Consider the following 19,769-nt stretch of genomic DNA (forward strand, 5'->3'; position numbering starts at 1 on the left):
AGCAATGACCGGCCCAGCTTGGACCCGTCATTGCTCCGGGGTTTTGACTTGACTTTACTTTCCAGGCGCGACGTCGACCAGAATATTGGTCGTGTCGACCTTCGGGCGGGAGTCCAGGGTCTCGCCGGTGACGAGATAGTGGATCGTCTCGGCGATATTCGTGGTGTGATCGCCAATGCGCTCGACGTTCTTGGCGCAGAACAGAAGATGCGTGCAGAAGGTGATGTTGCGCGGATCTTCCATCATATAGGTCAGCAGCTCGCGGAAGAGCGAGGTGTAGAGCGCGTCGATCTCGTCGTCGCGGCGCCAGACCTCCATGGCCTTCTGCTCGTTGCCGGCGGCATAGGCATCGAGCACGTCCTTGAGCTGGGACTGGACCAGCCGGCTGATATGCTCGAGGCCGACGACGGCGCGATGCGGCGGCTGGAACTGGCCGGCAATGGCGACGGCGCGCTTGGCGATGTTCTTGGCGAGATCGCCGACGCGCTCGATGTCGGCGGCGATACGGATCGCCGAGATCAGCTCACGCAGGTCATTGGCGAGCGGCTGGCGGCGGGCGATGGTCAGCACCGCCTTTTCCTCGACATCGCGCTGGAGATTGTCCAGGCGCTGGTCGGCGGTGATCACCTTCTGGGCGAGCGAGGTGTCGCGGCGCACCAGGGCGACGGTGGAATCGCCGAGCATGCGCTCGGACATGCCACCCATCTCGGCAAGGCTGCGACGGATCCCCTCGAGGTCGGCGTCGTAGGAGCGGACGATATGTTCGGACATCTCGGCTAAATCCTTTGTCGGCAAACTGGCTTCATCACGGATCAGCCGAAACGGCCGGTGACGTAGTCCTGCGTCTGCTTCTTGTTCGGGTTCATGAAGATGGTGTTGGTCGCATCGAACTCGATCACCTCACCAAGATACATGAAGGCGGTGTACTGCGAGATACGCGCCGCCTGCTGCATGTTGTGGGTGACGATGACGATGGTGAAGTCGGTCTTGAGCTGCTCGAGCAGGTCCTCGACCTTGCCGGTCGAGATCGGGTCGAGCGCCGAGGTCGGCTCGTCGAACAGGATCACTTCCGGCTTCTGCGCGATGGTGCGCGCGATGCAGAGGCGCTGTTGCTGGCCGCCCGAGAGGCCCATGCCGGAGCTCTTGAGCTTGTCCTTGACCTCGTCCCAGAGCGCGGAACGGCGCAGGGCGCCCTCGACGCGGTCGTCGAGCTCGGATTTCGGCGGCTTCTCGTAGAGACGGATGCCGAAGGCGACGTTGTCATAGATCGACATCGGGAAGGGCGTCGGCTTCTGGAAGACCATGCCGACGCGCGAGCGCAGCTCGTTCACATCGATCTTCGGGTCGAGGACGTTGCGCCCGTCGAGCAGGATCTCGCCGGTCGCCTTCTGCTCCGGATAGAGCGAGTAGATGCGGTTGAAGATGCGCAGCAGCGTGGACTTGCCGCAGCCGGAGGGGCCGATCAGCGCCGTGACGTGGCGATCACGGAAGTCCAGGTTGATGCTCTTCAGCGCGCGGTGCTCGCCATAGTAGAAATCGAGGTTCTTGACCGCGATCCGGACCGGGGCGTTGGCATCAAGGGTTTGGGGGCTTAGTTCCAGCGTCGAAAGCATCGACTTGTTCCTTCAGACGAGGGTTAAAGGCCGATCACTTGCCGCCGCGCACGATACGACGTGCGACGACCGACAGTATCAGAATGGAGACGGTGATGATCAGGGAGCCGGCCCAGGCGAGCTCCTGCCAGTTCTCGTAAGGAGCCGAGGCGAACTGGTAGATCGTGACCGGCAGGTTGGCGACGCCGCCCGACAGGTTCCAGGCGAACCAGGAATTGTTGTTGAGCGCGGTGAAGATCAGCGGCGCCGTCTCGCCGGCGATGCGGGCGAGCGCCAGCAGGATGCCGGTGACCATGCCCGATTTGGCGGCGCGCCAAGTGACGCTGGTGATGACGACGGAGGGCGGCGCGCCGAGCGCCGAACCCGCCTCGCGCAGGCCGCCGGGGACGAGGCGCAGCATGTCCTCGGTGGTGCGCACGATGACCGGGATCGCGATGATGCCGAGCGCGACGCCGCCGGCCCAGCCGGAATAGCCGCGGAAGGGCTCGACCAGGATGACGTAGACGAACAGACCGATCAGGATCGACGGGGCCGAGAGCAGGATGTCGTTGATGAAGCGGATCAGGTCGGCAAGCTTCGAGCCGCGGCCGTATTCGGCCAGGTAGGTGCCGGCGAGCACGCCGACCGGCGTCGCCACGACGATGCCGAGGAAGGTCAGCACCAACGAGCCGACGATGGCGTTGGCGAGGCCGCCGCCCTCGGAACCGGGGCCGGGCGTGACATGGGTGAAGGTGGCGAGCGAGAGCCCGCCGATGCCCTTCACGATCAGCAAGCCGAGGATCCAGAACAGCACGAAGATGGCGAGGAAGGTGAAACCGGTGGCGATCAGCTTCATCGCGCGGTCGGCGGTGCGCCGGCCCTGGCGGACGCGGCCCCAGACGACTTCAGTCGAACCGGCGGGAGTGGTCATGGTCATCGGTCCGGCTCCGCTCAGAACGACTTGACGCGCGCGACGAGGATGCGCGCAGCGACGAGGACGACGAAGGTGACGAAGAACAGGATGCAGCCGAGCGCGATCAGCGAGTTGAGCTGCAGGCCCATGGCCTCGTTGAACTCGTTGGCGATGCGCGAAGCGATGGTCGAGCCCGGATCCATGATCGAGGCAGAGAGGCGGTTGGCGTTGCCGACGACGAAAGTGACGGCCATGGTCTCGCCGAGCGCGCGGCCCAGCCCGAGCATGATCGCACCGATGATCGAGACACCGGCCTGAGGCACCAGTACGTGGCGCACGACCTCCCAGGTCGTGGCGCCGATACCGTAGGCCGATTCACGCAGCACGGACGGGATCTGGTCGAGCATGTCGCGCGTGATCGAGGCGATGAACGGGATGATCATGAAGGCCAGGATGATGCCGGCCGTCAGGATGCCCAGGCCGGACGGCGAGCGCGAATACATGACCGTGCCGAGGATCGGGATGCCCTCGACGAGGTTCGAGACCGGGATCTGCACATAGGCGGCGAAGAGCGGGACGAAGACGAAGAGGCCCCACATGCCGTAGATGATCGAGGGCACCGCGGCGAGGAGCTCGATCGCCGTCGAGACCGGCTGCTTGATCCAGGCCGGGGCGAGCTGGGTCAGGTAGACCGCGATGCCAAGCGAAAGCGGGACGCCGACGAGAAGCGCGATCAGCGCCGTCGACAGGGTGCCGACGATGGCCGGCCAGGCGCCGTACTGCTCGCGCTGGGTGTCCCAGACGCTGGAGGTGATGAAGCCGAGGCCGAACTCGCGGAAGGCGGGCCAGCCGCCGATGACCATCGACAGCATGATGCCGGCGAGCAGCACCAGCACGAACAGCGCCGCCAGGAAGCTGGCATTGCGGAAAATCAGGTCGAATGTCGCCATCGGAGTGCGACGAATGGCGGGCGCGCCGGGCGCGGTCATGTGATCTGTCACGGCAGCCATCCGTGGTTACTCCGGTCGCAGGGGAGAAGCGAAAGTGTAAATCTTAACGTGCTGTCATGAAACGGGGGCCGGACTGGCCCCCGTTCCGTGTAATCCCGCAGCAGCGATCAGAAGATCGGCTTGCCGGAGTTGTCGGTGACGCCCTTCCAGGCGGCGCGGACCTGATCCTTGACGTTGGCCGGAAGCGGCACGTAGTCGAGGTCGAGAGCGAGCTGGTCACCCTTCGAGTAGGCCCAGTCGACGAACTTCAGGGCAGCCTGAACCTCTTCCGGCTTCTCCGGCTTGGCGTGGACGAGCAGGAAGGTGGCGGAGGTGATCGGCCAGGCCTGAGCGCCCTTCTGGTTGTTCAGCGAGATGCCGAAGCCAGGAGCCTCGTTCCAGTTGGCGTTGGCGGCAGCGGCCTGGAAGGCCTTGTCGTCCGGAGCCGGGAAGTTGCCGTCAGCGTTCTTGACGAGAGCGTAGGCCAGCTTGTTCTGCTTGGCATAGGCGTACTCGACATAGCCGATCGAGTTGGCGACCTGCTTGACCGAAGCCGAGACGCCTTCGTTGCCCTTCCCGCCGATGCCGACCGGCCACTGGACCGACTGGTTGGTGCCGATCTTGGACTTCCAGTCAGCCGAGACACGCGAGAGATAGTCGGTGAACACGTAGGTCGTGCCCGAGCCGTCCGAACGATAGACCGGGTTGATGTTGGCGTCGGGCAGCTTGATGTCGGCGTTCAGGGCGACGATCTTGGGATCGTTCCACTTCTTGATGTTGCCCATGTAGATCTCGGCGATCAGCTCGCCCGAGAGCTTGAGCTTGCCGGCTTCGACGCCAGCGACGTTGATGGCCGGAACGACGCCGCCCATGACGGTCGGGAACTGGATCAGGCCGTCCTTCTTGAGGTCGTCGCCCGGGAGCGGGGCGTCGGTCGCGCCGAAGGCGACGGTCTTGGCCTTGATCTGACGGATGCCGCCACCCGAGCCGATCGACTGATAGTTCAGGCCGACATTGGTCTCTTTCTTGTAGGCTTCAGCCCACTTCGAATAGATCGGGAAGGGAAAGGTGGCGCCAGCGCCGGTGATGTCAGCGGCCTGGGCAACGCCGGCAAGACCGACTGTCGCAGCCGCGAGAATGAGAATTTTGCGCATTGAGGAGCCCTCTGTGGGTCACAGGTTTAGCGGCTTTGCTCAAACACCCTCTCTATGACAGTCACATGACAGATCGTCATGTTAGCCGTCTTATATCCGTCATGTGACATCGTGTCCGGACGCGGCTCGTTAACCTTTTCAGGCCGATAGGGGCCGATTCTGCGCTTCCAGGCGCGGCAATATGGCCTTGAAGGTGGCGCCCTTGCCCAGCGCGCTCTCGATGGTGAGCCGCCCGCGGTGGCGTAGCACGATATGTTTCACGATGGCGAGACCGAGTCCGGTGCCACCCGCCTCGCGGCTCGCCGCCGTATCGACCCGGTAGAAGCGCTCGGTCAGGCGCGGCAGGTGCTCGGGCGCGATGCCCGGGCCGTCATCGCGGACGCTGACGCTGGCCTCGGCCGGGCCGGCGGCGACGTCGATCTGGACCTCGCCATTCTCGCGCCCGTATTTGATGGCGTTCTCGACGAGGTTCTCCATCAGCCGCAGCAATTCGTCGCGGTCGCCAGCGACCTTGACCGGCTCGGGCGGCAGGTGGAGGTGCAAGGCGACCTTGCGCTCGCGCGCCATCAGGGTGAGGGAATCGACGATCTCGCGGGAGATGCCGGCGAGATCGACCGGCGTTTCCGGCGCCAGGTGGGCGCGCAGCTCGATCCTGGAGAGCGACAGGAGGTCGTCGACCAGGCGCGCCATGCGCAGGCCCTGCTCGCGCATGATCGAGAGGAAGCGGTCGCGGGCACCGGCATCGTTGCGGGCCGGGCCCTGCAGGGTTTCGACGAAGCCGAGCAGCGAGGCCAGAGGCGTGCGCAGCTCGTGGCTGGCATTGGCGACGAAGTCGACGCGCATGCGCTCGGTGACTCGCAGCTCGCTGAGATCCTCGAAGGTCAGCATGACCGAGCGACGCCAGCCGGCACCCTTGAGCGCGGCGATATGGATGCGGAAGGTCCTCTCGACCGGCACGCGCTCGACCAGCTCGATGACGCGGCGTCCGCCATCGCGCGAGACATCCTCGATGGCGTCGATCAGATCGGGATCGCGCAGGACGAGCGTCAGCGGCTGGCCCTTCTCGAGCGCCGGAATCAGCGCCAGCATTGCCGGGCTCAAGGCCTGTGCGACGCCCTGCGGGTCGAGCAGCACCACGGCCGAGCCGAGCGCCTCGACCAGCGCGGCGGTAACCGGTGCCTGAGGATCGACGACATCGAACATGGAGCCCATGCCTTCCGGGGGGTAGAGGTGGTGCCCTATAGGACGCGGCGACGGCTCTGCCAATCGTGCCGCCTAAGGATAAATGCGAACGGCCATTTCCCTTCAGTCGACTGCCGGTCTAGCTTGACGAGCCAGCAAAGGAGTGAGGCGATGGCGAAACCAGCTTCCGGTCTCAAGGCGAAGCGGGCCAGCCGGCCGAGGGCAAAAGCCAAGGCGAAGCGCCTGGCCAAGACCGTGACCACGCCGACCCTGCGGCGCAAGACGACGCCACGCCTGAGCTTCAACATCGAGGCGGAGGAGCTGCCGGCCGCGATCGAGGGCGCAGCCTTCCGCAGCGGCGACTATCCCTATGACAAGCGCATGAAGCGCAAGCGCTACCAGCGGGAGCTCGTGCCGCTGCAGATCGAGCTGCTCAAGCTGCTGAGCTGGGCGCGCGACAAGGGCGAGCGCATCGTCATCGTCTTCGAAGGTCGCGACGGTGCCGGCAAGGGCGGCGCGATCGCCCGCTTCACCCAGCATCTCAATCCGCGCCAGGCGCGCGTCGTGGCGCTGCCCAAGCCTTCCGATATCGAGAAGGGGCAATGGTATTTCCAGCGCTACGCGGCCGAGATGCCGTCTGCCGGCGAGGTCGTGTTCTTCGACCGCTCCTGGTACAACCGGGCCGGGGTCGAGCGGGCGATGGAGTTCTGCTCCCAGGAGCAGACCGACGCCTTCCTGCGCGAGGCGCCCGCCTTCGAGGGCATGCTGGCGCGCGACGGCATCCGCCTGATCAAGCTCTTCCTGAGCATCGGCAGGGAGATGCAGATGAGCCGGCTGCACGCGCGCTGGCACGACCCGCTGAAGCGCTGGAAGCTGTCGCCGATCGATTTCGAGGCGATCCCGCGCTTCGACGCCTATTCCGACGCGTTCGAGCAGATGCTGATGCGGACCTCGACCGAATGGGCGCCATGGACCGTGATCCGGGCCAATGACAAGCTGCGCACAAGGCTCAACGCCATCCGCCATGTGCTCCATGCCATTCCCTATGAGGACAAGGACGAGGCCGCGATCGGCGAGACCGACACGCAGATCGTGCTCAGCGCCAGGGCCTATCTCGACGATGGCGGCGAGACATAGAGCACGCGAACCGGTGCGCACTTGCTCGAGAATGCCGTAACCGATCCCGGGCCTCGCAGCCTCAGATATCGTGCCGCTTGATGCGCTTGATCATCTCGCTCAGCGCCAGCAGCACCAGCGCGAGAATGAAGGGCAGCAGGTAGTAGATGATGCGGAAGAGCACGAGCGCGCCGACGACCTGCTCGTAAGGCAGCCGGTTCAGCGCCAGCAGCATCGTCGCCTCGAACACCCCAGCCCCGCCCGGCGCATGGCTGGCGATGCCGATCAGGCAGGCGAAGATATAGGCGGCAAGGAAGGCCGGATAATCGAGATTATGCCCACCGGGCAGCAGGACGAAGAGCACGGCGGCGGCGGCGCAGACCTCGCAGGCGCCGAGCGCCATCTGCGCCAGGGTGATGCCGAGGCCCGGCAGCGGCAGGTTCCAGCCGCTGAGGCGCAGGTTGCGCTCGTCGGTCGCGACCCAGACGAGATAGAACAGCGTGCCGAGCGCGACCGCGGCGCCGACGCCCTGGACCACGAGCGGCGAGGTCCGCGCCAGCGTGGCGACGGAATCGGTGGCGTAAAACAGGCAGGCGCAGAGGATCGCCCCGAGGCCGAGCCAGAAGGTCAGGCCGGCGATGACGGTCAGGCTCGCGACCTCGGAGGCGCGCACGCCCTTGGCCGAATAGATCCAGTAGCGCACCGTGCCGCCGGTCACGAGCGGGAAGCCGAGCGTGAACGAGACGGAATAGCTGGTGAAGGAGGCCAGCGCCGTGGTGCGATAGGGAATGGAGAGGCCGAGCCGCTTCAGGGCGAGCGCATCATAGCCGGTCAGCAGCAGATAGCTCAGCGCAGAGAAGCCGAGCGCGAGCCCGATCTGGCGCCAGCTCGTCTGGTAGAAGGTCCGGGTGATCGCGGCCGGGTCCATCTCCCTTACGATGTGCCAGAGCACGACCAGCGAGGCGCTGAAGATGATGATGCTCGCCAGCGGGCCGAGCCACCACCAGCGACTGCGCCGCCGCAACGGCATTCCTGGCTCATGCGGGCCGAACGACATACGGTCTCATGGTCGGTTACGGGCGCAGCCTGTCGCGACGACGCCGATTACGGGCGGGAGGGCGAAGCGCCCCGGCCCGACAGATAGCGCCTCATGCACGATGCACAAGCCGGGATGGCGCGCTGAATATGCGCCATGAGGCCTGCGCAGGGCGGAGCTGTCGCAGATCCGTCACAAGGCATGCGCCGCGTAATCGGAGAAATTGCGACTTCCGGGTCAAGCCCCGACGGCAGGTCGGCTATTCGCCGTCAATTCGTTGGCCGATATAGGCAATCGCCTGCTGGTAGACGCGCGCGGCGTTCCAGGCCTGGATGGCGGCAAAGTTCGACTCGCCTACCTGGTAGCCCGCTCCGGCCGTCCAGCCATGGGACTTCAGATAGTGGGCCGTGGAATTGAGCGCGCCCTGCGTCGTGTCGAGATCCCCGACGGAATATTCCAGAGCCGTCTTCGGCATGAATTGCGTTTGACCGATCTCGCCATGCATGGAACCCCGTGTCTGTGCCGTGAATTGGCCGCGATCGATCAGCTTGAGGGCGGCATAGAGCTGATCGGTGAAGAGCTCCGGCCTGCGACAGTCATAGGCGAGCGTTGCCACGGACGAGAGCATGTTCTGGTTGCCCCGCTGGGATCCGAAGGCCGATTCCAGCCCCCAGATCGCCAGCAGCGGCCCGGCCGGCACGCCATAGCGACGCTCGATGGATGCCAGGAGGGCGGCCTGGGATGTCTTGAGCTGGCGCCCGCGGGCTATGATCGCGTTGGCGCCGCGCTTTGCGAGGAACTGGTCCAGCGAAAGCCGAAAGCTCTTCAGCCCCCGATCGGCATTGATCGTGGCCGTCGCATAGCGCGTGCCCATCAAGGCGCCGATTGCGGTAGGTCCAACACCACGGGCTCGTGCCTCCCCGGCGAAGTCCTGCTTCCAGGCCTCAAAACCGGCGGCGCTCCGACCACATTGCGCGGCAAGGGCATCACCCGTCATGGAGACTTGGCTCAAGACCGTCGCGGCAATCACTATGACAGCTGTCTTGATGCTCATCGGGCGCTTCCTATCGCGTTTATGGCCCGGCAGTGGAGCCGGGAGCCGGATTGCAGGCGACTATACGCTCCTACCACAGCAACATTTCTGTGGCGCTACAATCGGACAAAGGCGCCGCGCCGCCGTGCGGTGATGATATGCCTTCTTGTTTTCGCATCGGCTTTTCCGAAAGCCGCAACCCACTTTTCGAGCCGATGATCTAGCTTCTTGTTTCGCATCGGCTTTTCCGAAAACCGCGATCCACTTTTCGGGCCGATGATCTAGCTTGTTGTTTTCGCATCGACTTTTCCGAAAACCGCGATGCACTTTTCGGGCCGATCCGCTAGAATTCGCGCTTGTACCAGAAGGAGTCTTCCACGCGCGCCATGCCGGCCTTCTCGTAGAAGCCGACGGCCTCCGGAACCGAGGCGAGGATGAGGCTGACGCTCGGCCCGATCTGCCAGCGCACCTCGTCGAGCAGCCCCTTGCCGATGCCGAGCCCCTGTGCGGCCGGCGAAACGGCAAGCTCCGAGAGATAGCAGCACCAGGCGAAATCGGTGATGCAGCGCGCGACCCCGACCAGTTGCCGGCCCGGCTGATCGAGCCGCGCGGTGACGATCAGGTTGGCCGAGGAGAGCATTTTCTCCAGCCGCGGTTCGTCACCGACCGGGCGGATCTTGCCGAGACCGGATTCAACCAGCACGCGCCGGAAATCGAAGACGCCCAGATTGGGCTCTTGGGCATAAATGATGCGGGATAGCTCACTCATATGGCGAGGCTGCACCATCGGGCAGGAAATTCAAAGCCGTTCTGACCGTTTTTTCCGAAGATTGACCAAAAGGGTTGCCGCAGATGGCGCAACGGGAGCGCGATAAAATAGCGGGATCGATGCGGGAATGTGCCACTCGGTCGTAAGATTAGAGCCCTGTTTCGACATTATTTACGACAAGAGGAATTAGCGGAACAGGCTCTGTTCTAGCGCCAGTTCTTTTGCAGACCTGAGCCGCCTCGTCCTATATTTTTACCCAGGCCCGGCTAAATGACGGCTTGCACTCGTCAGCTGCGGGTTGAAACGCGACGGGCTCTCTGTGACGGCCAATACGGGCTGCTTGCCCTGTCCGGCGCCGGCACCGAAGAGGTGACGCCGGCACCGGCTGAGCGGAATCGCCTCAGGCGGTCTTGCGGAAGATCCGCAGCGTCTTGAAGCCCTCGACCTCCTCGACCGGGCACGATTTCATCCAGTCTGCGATCAGCCGCTCGGGAATGTCGTAGGCATAGGAGCCGGTGTAGAATAAGATATGGCCGCCGGCATCGGTCTGATCGGCGAAGAGCTTCATCACCTCGAGATCGGTCAGCGCGCCATAGGCATCGTTCTTCTCGCTGCGGAACTCGCCGCAATGGAAGAGCGTGACGATGTCGAAGCGCGGCAGCAGCCTGGCATTGCTGGTGTAGATGTCACCGAAATAGGCCGAATAGGTCTTGGTGAGGGTGGGGTTCTCGGTCGCGAGCTTGATGAAGGATTCATATTCCTGCGGCGAGGCGGTGATGCCGAGGACGGTATTGTCGAGCGCCGGCTCGGCGCAGCGCATGCCAACATAGTGATGCCCGCCGGTGCCGAAATGGTAGATGCGCTTGCCGGTAAGACGCTGCTCCTCCAGCCATTCGACGAAATGCACGTCGCAGGGGCATTGCTCGATCTCCAGGCCCCAATAGGCATCCCAAATGTTCAGCATCGATCAGCTCCGTGGGTGATGGCGGCCCCGTCGGGGCCAATTGGAAGTTCGGTTTTCCCCCTGCGAGACGGGCCATGCGAGCCCTCCTCGGGATGAGGGCCATGGGCCCTTGAATTCGCGTCATGCGCGGCCATGCGGGCGACGCCGCCGGCGCGCTTCATCAGGAGCCGGTGGCTGGCTGCCTCGGCGAAACCGGCGCTCTGGCCCATCAGCAGCATGATCGCGTCCGGGCGGGCGGCGCGCAGCTCGGCGATCAGGTCGAGCGCCGCATCAACCTCGAGCGCGCTCGTCGCCTCGTCGAGCAGCAGCACGTCGGGGGCCTCCAGCTCGGCGCGGGCGAGCGCCAGGCGCTGGCGGTCGCCCGTGGCAAGCGCCTTGTCCCAGTCATTATGCTCATCGAGGCGCTGGGCCAGGCTGGACAGGCCATAGCGGCGCAGCGCATCGGCCAGGCGCTCCGTCGACAGGGACTGCGCCGTGTCGAGGATCGCGCGCAGGCTGCCCTCGCTCAGGTGCAGGCTGTGCGGAACGACCGTGACCTGCGCCTGCGCCGGCAGCGCGATCTCGCCCCTGCCCCAGGGCCAGAGCCCGGCGACAGCCTGGATCAGCGCCGCCTTGCCAAGGCCCAGCTCGCCCGAGACATGCAAGGTCGCGCCCGGCGGCGCGGTGATGTCGAGATCGGCGACAAGGTTGCGGCCGCCGCGATCGGTCAGCGTCACCTCGGCCAGGCGCAGCATACCGTCCGGGCTCGGCATCACCGTGAGATGGTCGTCGGGCCGGCTGGTGCCGAGCCGCTCCAGCGCGTCGGCGAGCTCGTTGACCCGGCGCGCCGCCGCGAGCCATTCGGCGATGCGCATGAAATTGTCGAGTACCCAGTTGAAGGCGTTCTGGACCGCGACGAAAGCCGCCGCGACCTGGACGACGCCGCCGAGCGACATGTCGCCCGAGAGATATTTCGGCGCCGCCAGCAGCAGCGGCACCACCGGCACCAGCGCGCTGCTGCCATTGGTGATCCAGGTCAGCCGGCCGCGCCAGCGGATCATCGCAAGCCAGCGCTGGGCGAGATTGTCATAGGTGCGGGCGACGGCACGGCGCTCGCCGGTCTCGGCGCGGGCGAGCGCGATCGCCTCACCATGGTCGCGGATGCGCATAAGCGAAAAGCGCAGCCTGGCCTCGCCCTCGTTGCGGGCGGCGGCGAGCCTGGGCAGATGCCGGCCCACGATCGTGATCAGGCCGGAGACGAGGACCGCGTAGACGATCGCCGCCAGGACGAGATAGGCCGGAATGGTCACGCCACCAAAGGATTGCGGCAATGTCAGCCCGCCACCGATCTCCCAGAGGATCTCGATGAACATGATGATCGTGATCAGGGCCGAAAGCAGGCCGATGGCGAAATCGACCAGGGGCTCTGTCGCCCAACGGACGTCGTCGGCGATGCGGTATTCCGGATTGGCCGGCTCGTAGCCGGACAGCGAGAGGCGATAGAAACGGCGTTCGCCGACCCAGCCATCGGCGAGCTTGGCCATGACCCATTTCCGCCAATGCACCTGCAGCGTCTCGCGCGTCACCAGGATGCCGACGCCGACGCCGGCGACAGTGATGGCCAGCACCGGGAAGACCGCCATGGCGATCAGCGCGCCCTCGGTGTCCTTCTTCTCGAGCGTGTCGAAGAACCAGCCGTTCCAGCGATTGACGGTGACGTTGACGAAGACGCTGAAGATGACGGAGGCGGCGAGCGCAAGCGTCCAGAACCAGGCGGTGCGCGCCGTGGCCCCGCGCCAGAAGCCGCCGGTGAGCCGCGCAAAGCCCCGCGCGACCTGCCTGTCAGTCGGCAGGCGCGGTTCCATACCGGGCGCATCGACCGGCTTCAGCACAAGCGGATTTCCCCCGAACGCGAACACAGCTTCGTCCGCGGCCGGATTTTTCCTTTGCCGCGGATATCCCCGAGATTGCGCCTAGCGCAGGCTGGATGAACCGCGGCTGAATGCAGAATGCAGGACGGTCCCTGGAGCCGAATCGGGCCGCCATGGCGTAGCCTTCGCGTACCGATGAGCTTCGCCAACGGCCGCAAGGATTGGCCTTCCCTGGCGGGGCCAGTTTCGAATTGTTCTATTTATCTAACAAAAACAATAGCTTGCGCGAAACCACATACGCGCCTATCCCTCTTCATGGTACAATACACCGACTCAACGCGAGGATTCGGTATGGGCGAGATCTCGGGCCGCGACGTGATCGCGGCGCTTGGGCCGGTCGATGAGATCATCCTGCGCGAAGTGCTCCGAACCAGGGCGACGCAGCTCGAGCTCAAGCGGGCGCTCATCTTCGCCAAGGGGCCGGGCAATGCCGATCCGATCGCCTATGGCGCCCTTGCCGAGACGATGCAGCGGCTGGTCGATCTGCTGACCGTCGCGCTGGAGCAGCGGCCCGAACATCCGCGCGGCCGCAGCGCCAGAGCGGAGGCCCGTCACCGTGCCGCATGATCCGAGCCGCCAGACAGAGATCCTGCGCGCCGAGCTCAAGCAGGCGGTCATGACGGCTTTCTGCGACGCTCTGCATCAATCGCAGCTCTCGCCGCTCAAGGTGATGGGACTGACCGCGGAGGCGCTCGGTGCGGTCTACCGGGAGGTCGCCGAGGCGCATCGCCTCGATACCGATTGCCCCTGCGGCTGGCATCCGAAGGTCGAGGCCGATATCGAGACGCTGCGGGCGGCGCTGGAACGTGCGGCGCGGCCGGCGCCGATGACCGACCTGCTGATGGTGCAGGCCGCCGGCAGGGCCTAAGGCCATCAAGGATGAGTATGAGCAACAGTCAGATCGCCGCCAGCATGGGCGTCCCCGCGGATGATCGCGAGGCGCTGCTGTCGTTTCTCGAGACCCGCCGCTCGGTCGGCATGACCGCCCTCGGCGAGCCGGGGCCGAGCGAAAGCGAATTGCGCCGCATCCTGGGCATCGCGGCGCGGGTGCCCGATCATGGCGGCATCGAGCCCTGGCGCTTCATCGTGCTCGCCGGGGAGGCGCGCCAGCGCGCGAGCGCCGGAGTCTCCGCGCTTTATGCCGCCGAGAATGCGGCGATGGAGCCGGAGCGGCGCGAGAAATTCACGGCGATCATGGGCCGGGCGCTGACCTATGCGCCGGTCATCGTGCTCGTCGTCAGCCGGGCCGATGCGGCAGCGCGGGTTCCGGCCTGGGAGCAGGAGCTCTCGGCCGGCGCGGCCTGCATGAACCTGCTCGTCGCGGCGCAGGCCAGCGGCTATGGCGCGACCTGGCTGACGGGCTGGGCCGCCTATAGCCCGGGCGTCGCGGAGCTGTTCGGGCTCGGCGAAGCCGAGAGGGTCGCCGGGATCATCCATATCGGCACGGCGAAGGACATCCCGCCGGACCGCAAGCGGCCCGATCTCGCGGCGATCACGACCTATTGGTAGCCTATTCGGCCGCCTGGGCGGCCGGTTCCGGCGCGCGCTCGGCCGGGAAGATCAGCCCGCCCGCGATCACCAGCAGGCCGAGCGCCGCCAGCACCTCGAAGGCCAGGGTGAAGCCGCCGCGCGCATGCAGGCCGGCCACCAGCGCGACCGCCCCGCCGGCCGCAGTGAAGCCGATGAAATAGCGCGCCGCATAGGCCCGCGAGCGCCAGCGGTCGCTGGTATATTTCCCGACCATGGCGTCGTTGATCGTGACCTGGCCGAAGAGCGCGATGATGATGCCGACGGAGACGACAAGCAGGGCCGGCCCCGAGAGCAGCGCCGCCAGATAGAGCGCCGGCGCCAGCAGGAAGCAAAGCGGCAGGAAGACGGCCCGCAGGCCGTGCCGGTCGATCAGCCCGCCGATCGTATATTGGGCCAGAGCGCCGAAGAGATAGACGCCGGCCGCGATCACGCCGAGCACGGCCGGGCTGGTGGTGATATCGGCCAGGCGCTCGGCAAAGAGCTTCGGCAGCGCGACGGTGACGGCGTTGAAGGCGGTCGAGCTCGCCAGCACCGTGAGAACGAGCGCGGCCAGCACGCGCCACATGGCCTCCTTCGGCACGCGGGACGAGGCCGTCGCGGCACGGTGGCCGTCACGATTCTCGTGGACGACGGCGCGGGCGAAGGCGAGGCCGAGCCCGATCGAGACGAGGCCGGGCGCGATGAAGGCGGCGCGCCAGCCGAGATATTGCGCCAGCAGGCCGGTGACGAGCGCCGAGGAGGCGACGCCGAGATTGCCGAAGACGCCGTTGATGCCAATCTCGCGGCCGAGCCGCGGCGCATAGGCGACGATCATCGCCGTGCCGACCGGATGATAGATCGCCGCGAAGGCACCGACGAAGAAGAGCGCGACGCCGAACTGGAACGGCGTCGCGACGAGGCCGGTGCCGATCAGCGACAGGCCGATGCCGAGGAAGAAGATCAGCAGCATGTGCCGCCGGCTCCAGGTATCACCGAGCCAGCCGGTCAGGAGCGACCCGGCTCCGAAGGCGATGAAGCCGGGCGTCGCATAGGGCAGGAGCTCGCCATAATCATAGCCGAGCATCGGCGCCATCACGATCAGCGCCGCCGGAAAGACCAGCATCGCGTAGTGATCGATGAAATGGGCGGCGTTGACATAGGCAATGACGGTGGCCGGGCGGTTCATGCCGCTCTCCCTTTGATTTCAGCCTGCACAGAATAGCGCGGCGTGATATCGATGTGACGCCGATATCGATCGTGGAGACGCCAATCCTATGCAGCATGGGCCCTTCAGCAGCCTGCGCCGCTCCTATCCGCGCGGGAGCTCGCTGGGATTCCACGCCCATCGTGAGGCGCAGCTGCTTTATGCGACAGCGGGCACGATGCAGGTCCGCACCGAGACAGGCCGCTGGCTGGTGCCGCCACAACTGGCGGTCTGGGCGCCGCCGCGCCTGCCGCATGCGCTCGACATGCTCGGCGATGTCGAGATGTTCTCGCTCTATTTCGACGAGCAGGCCTGCCGCGACTGGGCACCATCGCAGACGCTCGGCCGCGCCTTCGCCCTGCGGGTGACGCCGCTGCTGCGCGAACTGATCCTGGCGCTGTTCGACTGCGAGCCCAGCGGCGAGCGAGCGCGGCGGATCGCGCCGCTGATCCTGCACGAGCTGACCGAGACGCCGGATGCCCCGACCTTCCTGCCGCTGCCGGCGAGCGTGATCGGCCGGCGCGTCGCCGATATGACGCTTTCCGATCCCGGGGTGCAGCTCGATATCGACGATCTGGCGCGTCGTGCCGGCAGTTCGGCGCGGTCGATCAGCCGGCTTTTCCCGGTGGAGACCGGGCTCACGTTCAAAGCCTGGCGGCAACGCGCCAGGATCGTCGGAGCGATCGACCGGCTCTCGGCCGGCGGCGCCATCGGGCAGGTCGCGCATCAGGCCGGATTCGCCAGCGCGGCCGCCTTCGCGCATGCCTTCAAACAGGTCACCGGGCAAACGCCGAGCGCCTTCCTCGGTGGCTAGGGCATTTTCGAGCGAAGTGGATACCGGTTCGCATGAAGAAAATGCGTCAAAACAAATAGATAGAGAATTTCCGGGTTTCGAAGAAACGCGGAAATGCTCGAAGCGCTCAGATCTGCGCGGCGCTTTCCGGCATTGCCCGCATCCGCGCGATGTCGCGGATCGGCGGGGCGCCGAAGAGCCGGCTGTATTCGCGGCTGAACTGGGACGGGCTCTCGTAGCCGACATTATGGCCGGCAGTGGCGGCATCCATGGCCTGGGCGAGAATCAGCCGGCGCGCCTCCTGCAGGCGCAGCTGCTTTTGATATTGCAGCGGGCTCATAGCGGTGACCGCCTTGAAATGCTGGTGCAGGGCCGAGGCGCTCATCCGCGCCTCCTGGGCCACGCTCTCGATGCGGAACGGCTTGTGATAGTTGCGCTTGATCCAGCCAATCGCGCGATTGACCTGCTGCAGCTTGCTTTCGGCATGGGCGATCTCGCGCAGGCGCGGACCCTGGCTGCCCGTCAGCAGGCGATACAGAATCTCGCGCTCGGCCAGCGGAGCAAGAATCGGCGCGTCGCGCGGCGCCTCGAGCAGGCCGACGAGCCGAGCGGCAGCCGAGAGCAGCTCCGACGTCACGGGTTCGAGACAAAGCCCGGCCTGATCGCTCTCATTGCCGCCTGAAGCCAGCCCCGCATCCATGATCAGCGCGCTCAGCACGCCGGGATCGAGATCGAGCCGGAAGCAGAGATAGGGCCGCTCAGTGCTGGCCTCCGTGACCTGCCCGATGATCGGCACATCGACGGAGACGACGAGATGCTGCTCCGGCCCGTAGCGGTAGATCCTGTCGCCAAGGATGACCTGCTTGCGGCCCTGGACGACGATGCAAAGCGCCGGCTCGTGCAGGGCGTGGATCGGCTCGGTCGGGCTCGAGATCCGAATCAGCGACAGGCGCGGAATCGCAGTCGCGTGGATGCCGTCGCTCGTGGCGAATCGGGCAATCAGATCAGCGAGCGCATTCTGCTCGGTCATGCCGCTTTCTCCGGGACAATGGATCGGCCTTCCCTGCCGCGGTCAGCCTCGCACCACCTACAGCGGGTCTATATAGGCGCCCGTCCGGCGAGGACGAAGGCATCTGACAGAATGTCAGGAGGATCAGGCAAGAATTGCGGAGCTTTGTTCGATCGCCGCCCCGGACCCATAGGCCGCGCTGCGCCTATCGCGCCGGCCGAGGCGCCGGCTGTCATCCCCACGCTACAGCGCGATGCGACACGCGGCCCCACATTCCCCAAGGGCCGCGGAGTATATTTTTTTGCGCCCCGCATCCGACATCTGCTATGCTGAGTATTCATACTGTCGGCCATACAGCACGGGCACAGCTATATAGACGGAGAGTCCATCCGCCATGTTGACTGGCACCGAGCAACTCCAGATTTGGGAAGTCATGTCCTCCCCGGCCGGCCATGCTGCACTGCAATACGCAGCCGAATGCGGGCACCCGCCGATCGAGCCTTTGGTCGGCCTGATCGAGGAATGGTGGGGCCCCTGGCTCTCCATCGATCGGGAAGCGCATTTGCAGTGTGTTCATGGCATGGTGTCCCGCCTGATGGCCGCCGATGGCTGGCAAGAAGCCGGTTTCCGCCCGGTGCGTCGCGGGCATCTGATCACCGAGGCGATGACATTCCGCCGCGCCGGAGAGCACGCGCTGCAGTGATGGGCGTTGCGCGTCCCGTGGACGCGAATCGGCGATGCGTTCATTGCCCCGCATCGGATTGATCCGAAAAGTGCATTCCACTTTTCGGTCCGATGCACTAGCCGGCGGCGAGCCCGTCCATTTCCGCAAGCGCGAAATCATTCTGCGCGACGAGGCGCTCGATCAGCCCGAGTTGCCGGTCGAGACAGGCTTCGAGCTCGAACTTCGCCGTCACCATGGCGCGCGCCGCGCGACGCAGGACCTCGTAATCCTCCTGCCGCTGCAGCGCCTCGACGATCGTCGCCGCCAGCGCCGTGCGATCGAAAAACGGGGCGAGGAGCCCATTGCGGCGCTCGGTGACGACCTCCTGGACCGGCGCGGTGCGCGAGCCGACGACGAGACAGCCGCAGGCCATCGCCTCCAGCAGCGACCAGGAAAGCACGAAGGGCACGCTCAGATAGACATGCGCGGCCGAGACCTGGAACAGGCGAATGAGATCGGCATGCGCCAGCCAGGGAATATGGACCATGCGCTCGCCCAGCCCGGTCTCCTCGAGCATGACCTCACGCCAGAGCCGGCCGTCGCCGCGCGGCCGGCCATAGCCGACGCCGTCGCCGCCGACCACCACGAAGGTCGCGTCGGGCCGGGCCTGCGCCACCAGCGCGGCGGCGCGCATGAATTGCGGATAGCCGCGATAGGGATCGAGATCGCGCGCGACGAAGGTGACGACCTCGTCGCCCCGCTTCAGCACCCTGCCGTCGGGCAGGGTGAATGTAGCCTCCGCATCCGGCCGGCAGAGGCGCGTGTCGATGCCGTCATGGCAGATCGCGATGCGATCGCGCACATTCGCCGGATATTGCCGATGCTGCCAGCGCGTCGGCGTATAGGCGGCATCGACCGCCTGCAGTGTCACGAGCTGCGCGGCATTGCGCATGCGCAGCCGCATCCGGTCCGAATCCGAGGGGCCGAGCGCCGGGTCGAAATCGAAGTCCGAGTTCTCGGCATTGTAGTAATATTCGCAATAGCCCAGCACCGGGGTCTCGGGCAGCACGTCCTTGGCGAAAAGCAGCCCGCCCCAGCCGGTATGGCCAATGATCAGGTCCGGCTGATCGTCATGGCGCAGCCGCTTGAGCACGGCCGCCACCGCTTCCCCCGTCCGGACATGGTACTCCGTCGCGGCAAGGCTGGCGCTCGCCGCTTGAGCTGCGTTCGGTGCATAGGTGACCTGCTGAAGTCCAGGGCGGTTCGGTTCCGCCCGCTCCGTCACCAGTGTGACCTCCGTGCCCGCGGCGAGGAGGCGGTCGATCAGGTGAAAAAATTGACCAGATCCGGACCGATGAACGAATAGGACGTGCATGATGCGACCAGAACCCCTCCATAACGCAACGCATCGCTCCACCATTGCTCGAGCCGGCGCAGCGTGTCGTAGGTCGTCTGCAGATCCGGCTCGATATCCAGATCCTGGCTCATGCCGAATTGGTTGCTCTCGTCGAGCATCCGGAGCCGCTCGCACAGCAGCTGCCCTTTCGGCGACAGCGAGATCCGCGCCAGCCTGCGGTCGCGGGCCGAGGCGCCGCGATCGAGATAGCCGTTCTCGACCAGTTGCTTAAGGTTATAGGAGGCGTTCGAGCCGAGGTAATAACCGCGGTCGAGCAGATCGCGAACCGCGATCTCGCCGGTGCCGATGGTCAGCAGAACCATCACCTGCGATGGTGAAATATCGTCTACGCCCAGCCTGGTCAGTTCCAGCCTCAGGTAGTCCAGAAAGCGGCGGCTGACCCGTTCGATCATCCGCGCCAGTTCGAGCTGGGACATCAAAGTGCGCGGGGCTCCGTTCTCCGAATCAGTTCGCCGTCCTCTTACGTGCTCGCGTTCGAGCACGGTGCCTATGAATTGATCGCTGTAGTGCGGTTT

Annotated in this window: 21 protein-coding genes; 6 read left to right on the forward strand and 15 right to left on the reverse strand. The window is 65.6% G+C overall.

What is annotated here, in order from left to right; all coding sequences use genetic code 11:
* Positions 1–54: 54 nt before the first annotated feature.
* The 6 genes from phoU to EV560_RS06505 all read right to left on the reverse strand — a co-directional run bounded on the left by phoU (position 55) and on the right by EV560_RS06505 (position 5,851).
* Positions 55–771: a phosphate signaling complex protein PhoU gene (gene phoU / locus EV560_RS06480; protein WP_131854923.1), complete on the reverse strand. Its 717-nt coding sequence runs from the start codon at positions 769–771 to the stop codon at positions 55–57.
* 41 nt (positions 772–812) lie between these two features.
* The gene (pstB, locus tag EV560_RS06485) at positions 813–1,613 is read right to left on the reverse strand and encodes a phosphate ABC transporter ATP-binding protein PstB (RefSeq protein WP_131854924.1); all 801 of its coding nucleotides are present in this window, start codon (positions 1,611–1,613) and stop codon (positions 813–815) included.
* A 34-nt stretch (positions 1,614–1,647) separates the two neighbouring features.
* Positions 1,648–2,529 (reverse strand): phosphate ABC transporter permease PstA, encoded by an 882-nt coding sequence (gene pstA / locus EV560_RS06490; protein WP_131854925.1) that lies wholly within the window; start codon positions 2,527–2,529, stop codon positions 1,648–1,650.
* 14 nt (positions 2,530–2,543) lie between these two features.
* Complete coding sequence (gene pstC, locus EV560_RS06495; protein WP_131854926.1) at positions 2,544–3,515, reverse strand: phosphate ABC transporter permease subunit PstC; 972 nt, start codon at positions 3,513–3,515, stop codon at positions 2,544–2,546.
* 107 nt (positions 3,516–3,622) lie between these two features.
* On the reverse strand, positions 3,623–4,648 hold the full coding sequence (gene pstS / locus EV560_RS06500; protein WP_131854927.1) for a phosphate ABC transporter substrate-binding protein PstS: 1,026 nt from the start codon (positions 4,646–4,648) through the stop codon (positions 3,623–3,625).
* Between the two features lie 138 nt (positions 4,649–4,786).
* On the reverse strand, positions 4,787–5,851 hold the full coding sequence (locus EV560_RS06505; protein ID WP_207907960.1) for an ATP-binding protein: 1,065 nt from the start codon (positions 5,849–5,851) through the stop codon (positions 4,787–4,789).
* Positions 5,852–6,001: 150 nt separating this feature from the next.
* On the opposite strand from EV560_RS06505, the gene ppk2 reads away from it, so the two are divergent.
* Positions 6,002–6,967: a polyphosphate kinase 2 gene (gene ppk2, locus EV560_RS06510; protein WP_131854929.1), complete on the forward strand. Its 966-nt coding sequence runs from the start codon at positions 6,002–6,004 to the stop codon at positions 6,965–6,967.
* A gap of 61 nt (positions 6,968–7,028) precedes the next feature.
* Here ppk2 and EV560_RS06515 read toward each other — a convergent pair whose 3' ends face one another.
* From EV560_RS06515 to EV560_RS06535, 5 genes are all read right to left on the reverse strand, one after another.
* The gene (locus EV560_RS06515) at positions 7,029–7,976 is read right to left on the reverse strand and encodes a lysylphosphatidylglycerol synthase domain-containing protein (protein ID WP_165923354.1); all 948 of its coding nucleotides are present in this window, start codon (positions 7,974–7,976) and stop codon (positions 7,029–7,031) included.
* A gap of 265 nt (positions 7,977–8,241) precedes the next feature.
* Entirely contained in the window at positions 8,242–9,036 is a 795-nt protein-coding gene (locus tag EV560_RS06520) for a lytic murein transglycosylase (RefSeq protein WP_131854931.1), read from the reverse strand.
* Between the two features lie 322 nt (positions 9,037–9,358).
* Complete coding sequence (locus tag EV560_RS06525; protein WP_131854932.1) at positions 9,359–9,784, reverse strand: GNAT family N-acetyltransferase; 426 nt, start codon at positions 9,782–9,784, stop codon at positions 9,359–9,361.
* Between the two features lie 400 nt (positions 9,785–10,184).
* A complete protein-coding gene (locus EV560_RS06530; RefSeq protein ID WP_207907961.1) occupies positions 10,185–10,748 on the reverse strand; it encodes a hypothetical protein in 564 nt (187 codons plus the stop codon).
* Positions 10,742–12,619, reverse strand: coding sequence for an ABC transporter ATP-binding protein/permease (locus EV560_RS06535; RefSeq protein ID WP_131854933.1), 1,878 nt, complete (start codon positions 12,617–12,619; stop codon positions 10,742–10,744). Before EV560_RS06535 ends, EV560_RS06530 begins: the two co-directional genes overlap by 7 nt.
* Positions 12,620–12,949: 330 nt before the next feature.
* Between EV560_RS06535 and EV560_RS06540 the strand changes: the two genes are divergently transcribed.
* From EV560_RS06540 to EV560_RS06550, 3 genes are read left to right on the forward strand one after another with little or no spacing between them, the layout of a single operon-like run.
* On the forward strand, positions 12,950–13,225 hold the full coding sequence (locus tag EV560_RS06540; protein ID WP_131854934.1) for a hypothetical protein: 276 nt from the start codon (positions 12,950–12,952) through the stop codon (positions 13,223–13,225).
* The gene (locus tag EV560_RS06545) at positions 13,215–13,526 is read left to right on the forward strand and encodes a hypothetical protein (RefSeq protein WP_131854935.1); all 312 of its coding nucleotides are present in this window, start codon (positions 13,215–13,217) and stop codon (positions 13,524–13,526) included. Before EV560_RS06540 ends, EV560_RS06545 begins: the two co-directional genes overlap by 11 nt.
* A 17-nt stretch (positions 13,527–13,543) precedes the next feature.
* A complete protein-coding gene (locus tag EV560_RS06550; protein ID WP_465246979.1) occupies positions 13,544–14,167 on the forward strand; it encodes a nitroreductase family protein in 624 nt (207 codons plus the stop codon).
* A 1-nt stretch (position 14,168) separates the two neighbouring features.
* On the opposite strand, the gene EV560_RS06555 is transcribed toward EV560_RS06550, so the two are convergent.
* A complete protein-coding gene (locus EV560_RS06555; RefSeq protein ID WP_131854936.1) occupies positions 14,169–15,353 on the reverse strand; it encodes an MFS transporter in 1,185 nt (394 codons plus the stop codon).
* Between the two features lie 88 nt (positions 15,354–15,441).
* On the opposite strand from EV560_RS06555, the gene EV560_RS06560 reads away from it, so the two are divergent.
* Positions 15,442–16,185 carry a helix-turn-helix domain-containing protein gene (locus EV560_RS06560; RefSeq protein WP_131854937.1) on the forward strand — a complete coding sequence of 248 codons (744 nt, stop codon included), beginning with the start codon at positions 15,442–15,444 and terminating at the stop codon, positions 16,183–16,185.
* A gap of 106 nt (positions 16,186–16,291) precedes the next feature.
* On the opposite strand, the gene EV560_RS06565 is transcribed toward EV560_RS06560, so the two are convergent.
* A complete protein-coding gene (locus EV560_RS06565; RefSeq protein WP_131854938.1) occupies positions 16,292–17,194 on the reverse strand; it encodes an AraC family transcriptional regulator in 903 nt (300 codons plus the stop codon).
* Positions 17,195–17,567: 373 nt separating this feature from the next.
* Here EV560_RS06565 and EV560_RS06570 point away from each other — a divergent pair, with 373 nt between their 5' ends.
* On the forward strand, positions 17,568–17,876 hold the full coding sequence (locus tag EV560_RS06570) for a hypothetical protein (RefSeq protein ID WP_131854939.1): 309 nt from the start codon (positions 17,568–17,570) through the stop codon (positions 17,874–17,876).
* 97 nt (positions 17,877–17,973) lie between these two features.
* Here the strand turns inward: EV560_RS06570 and EV560_RS06575 are convergent, their stop codons facing one another.
* Both EV560_RS06575 and EV560_RS06580 read right to left on the reverse strand, forming a co-directional pair.
* A complete protein-coding gene (locus tag EV560_RS06575) occupies positions 17,974–19,257 on the reverse strand; it encodes a glycosyltransferase (RefSeq protein WP_348982193.1) in 1,284 nt (427 codons plus the stop codon).
* The gene (locus tag EV560_RS06580) at positions 19,161–19,670 is read right to left on the reverse strand and encodes a MarR family transcriptional regulator (RefSeq protein ID WP_131854941.1); all 510 of its coding nucleotides are present in this window, start codon (positions 19,668–19,670) and stop codon (positions 19,161–19,163) included. Before EV560_RS06580 ends, EV560_RS06575 begins: the two co-directional genes overlap by 97 nt.
* Positions 19,671–19,769: the final 99 nt, after the last annotated feature.

This window comes from Allobosea sp. BK604, from assembly GCF_004341515.1.
In the GTDB taxonomy this organism is placed as follows: domain Bacteria; phylum Pseudomonadota; class Alphaproteobacteria; order Rhizobiales; family Beijerinckiaceae; genus Allobosea.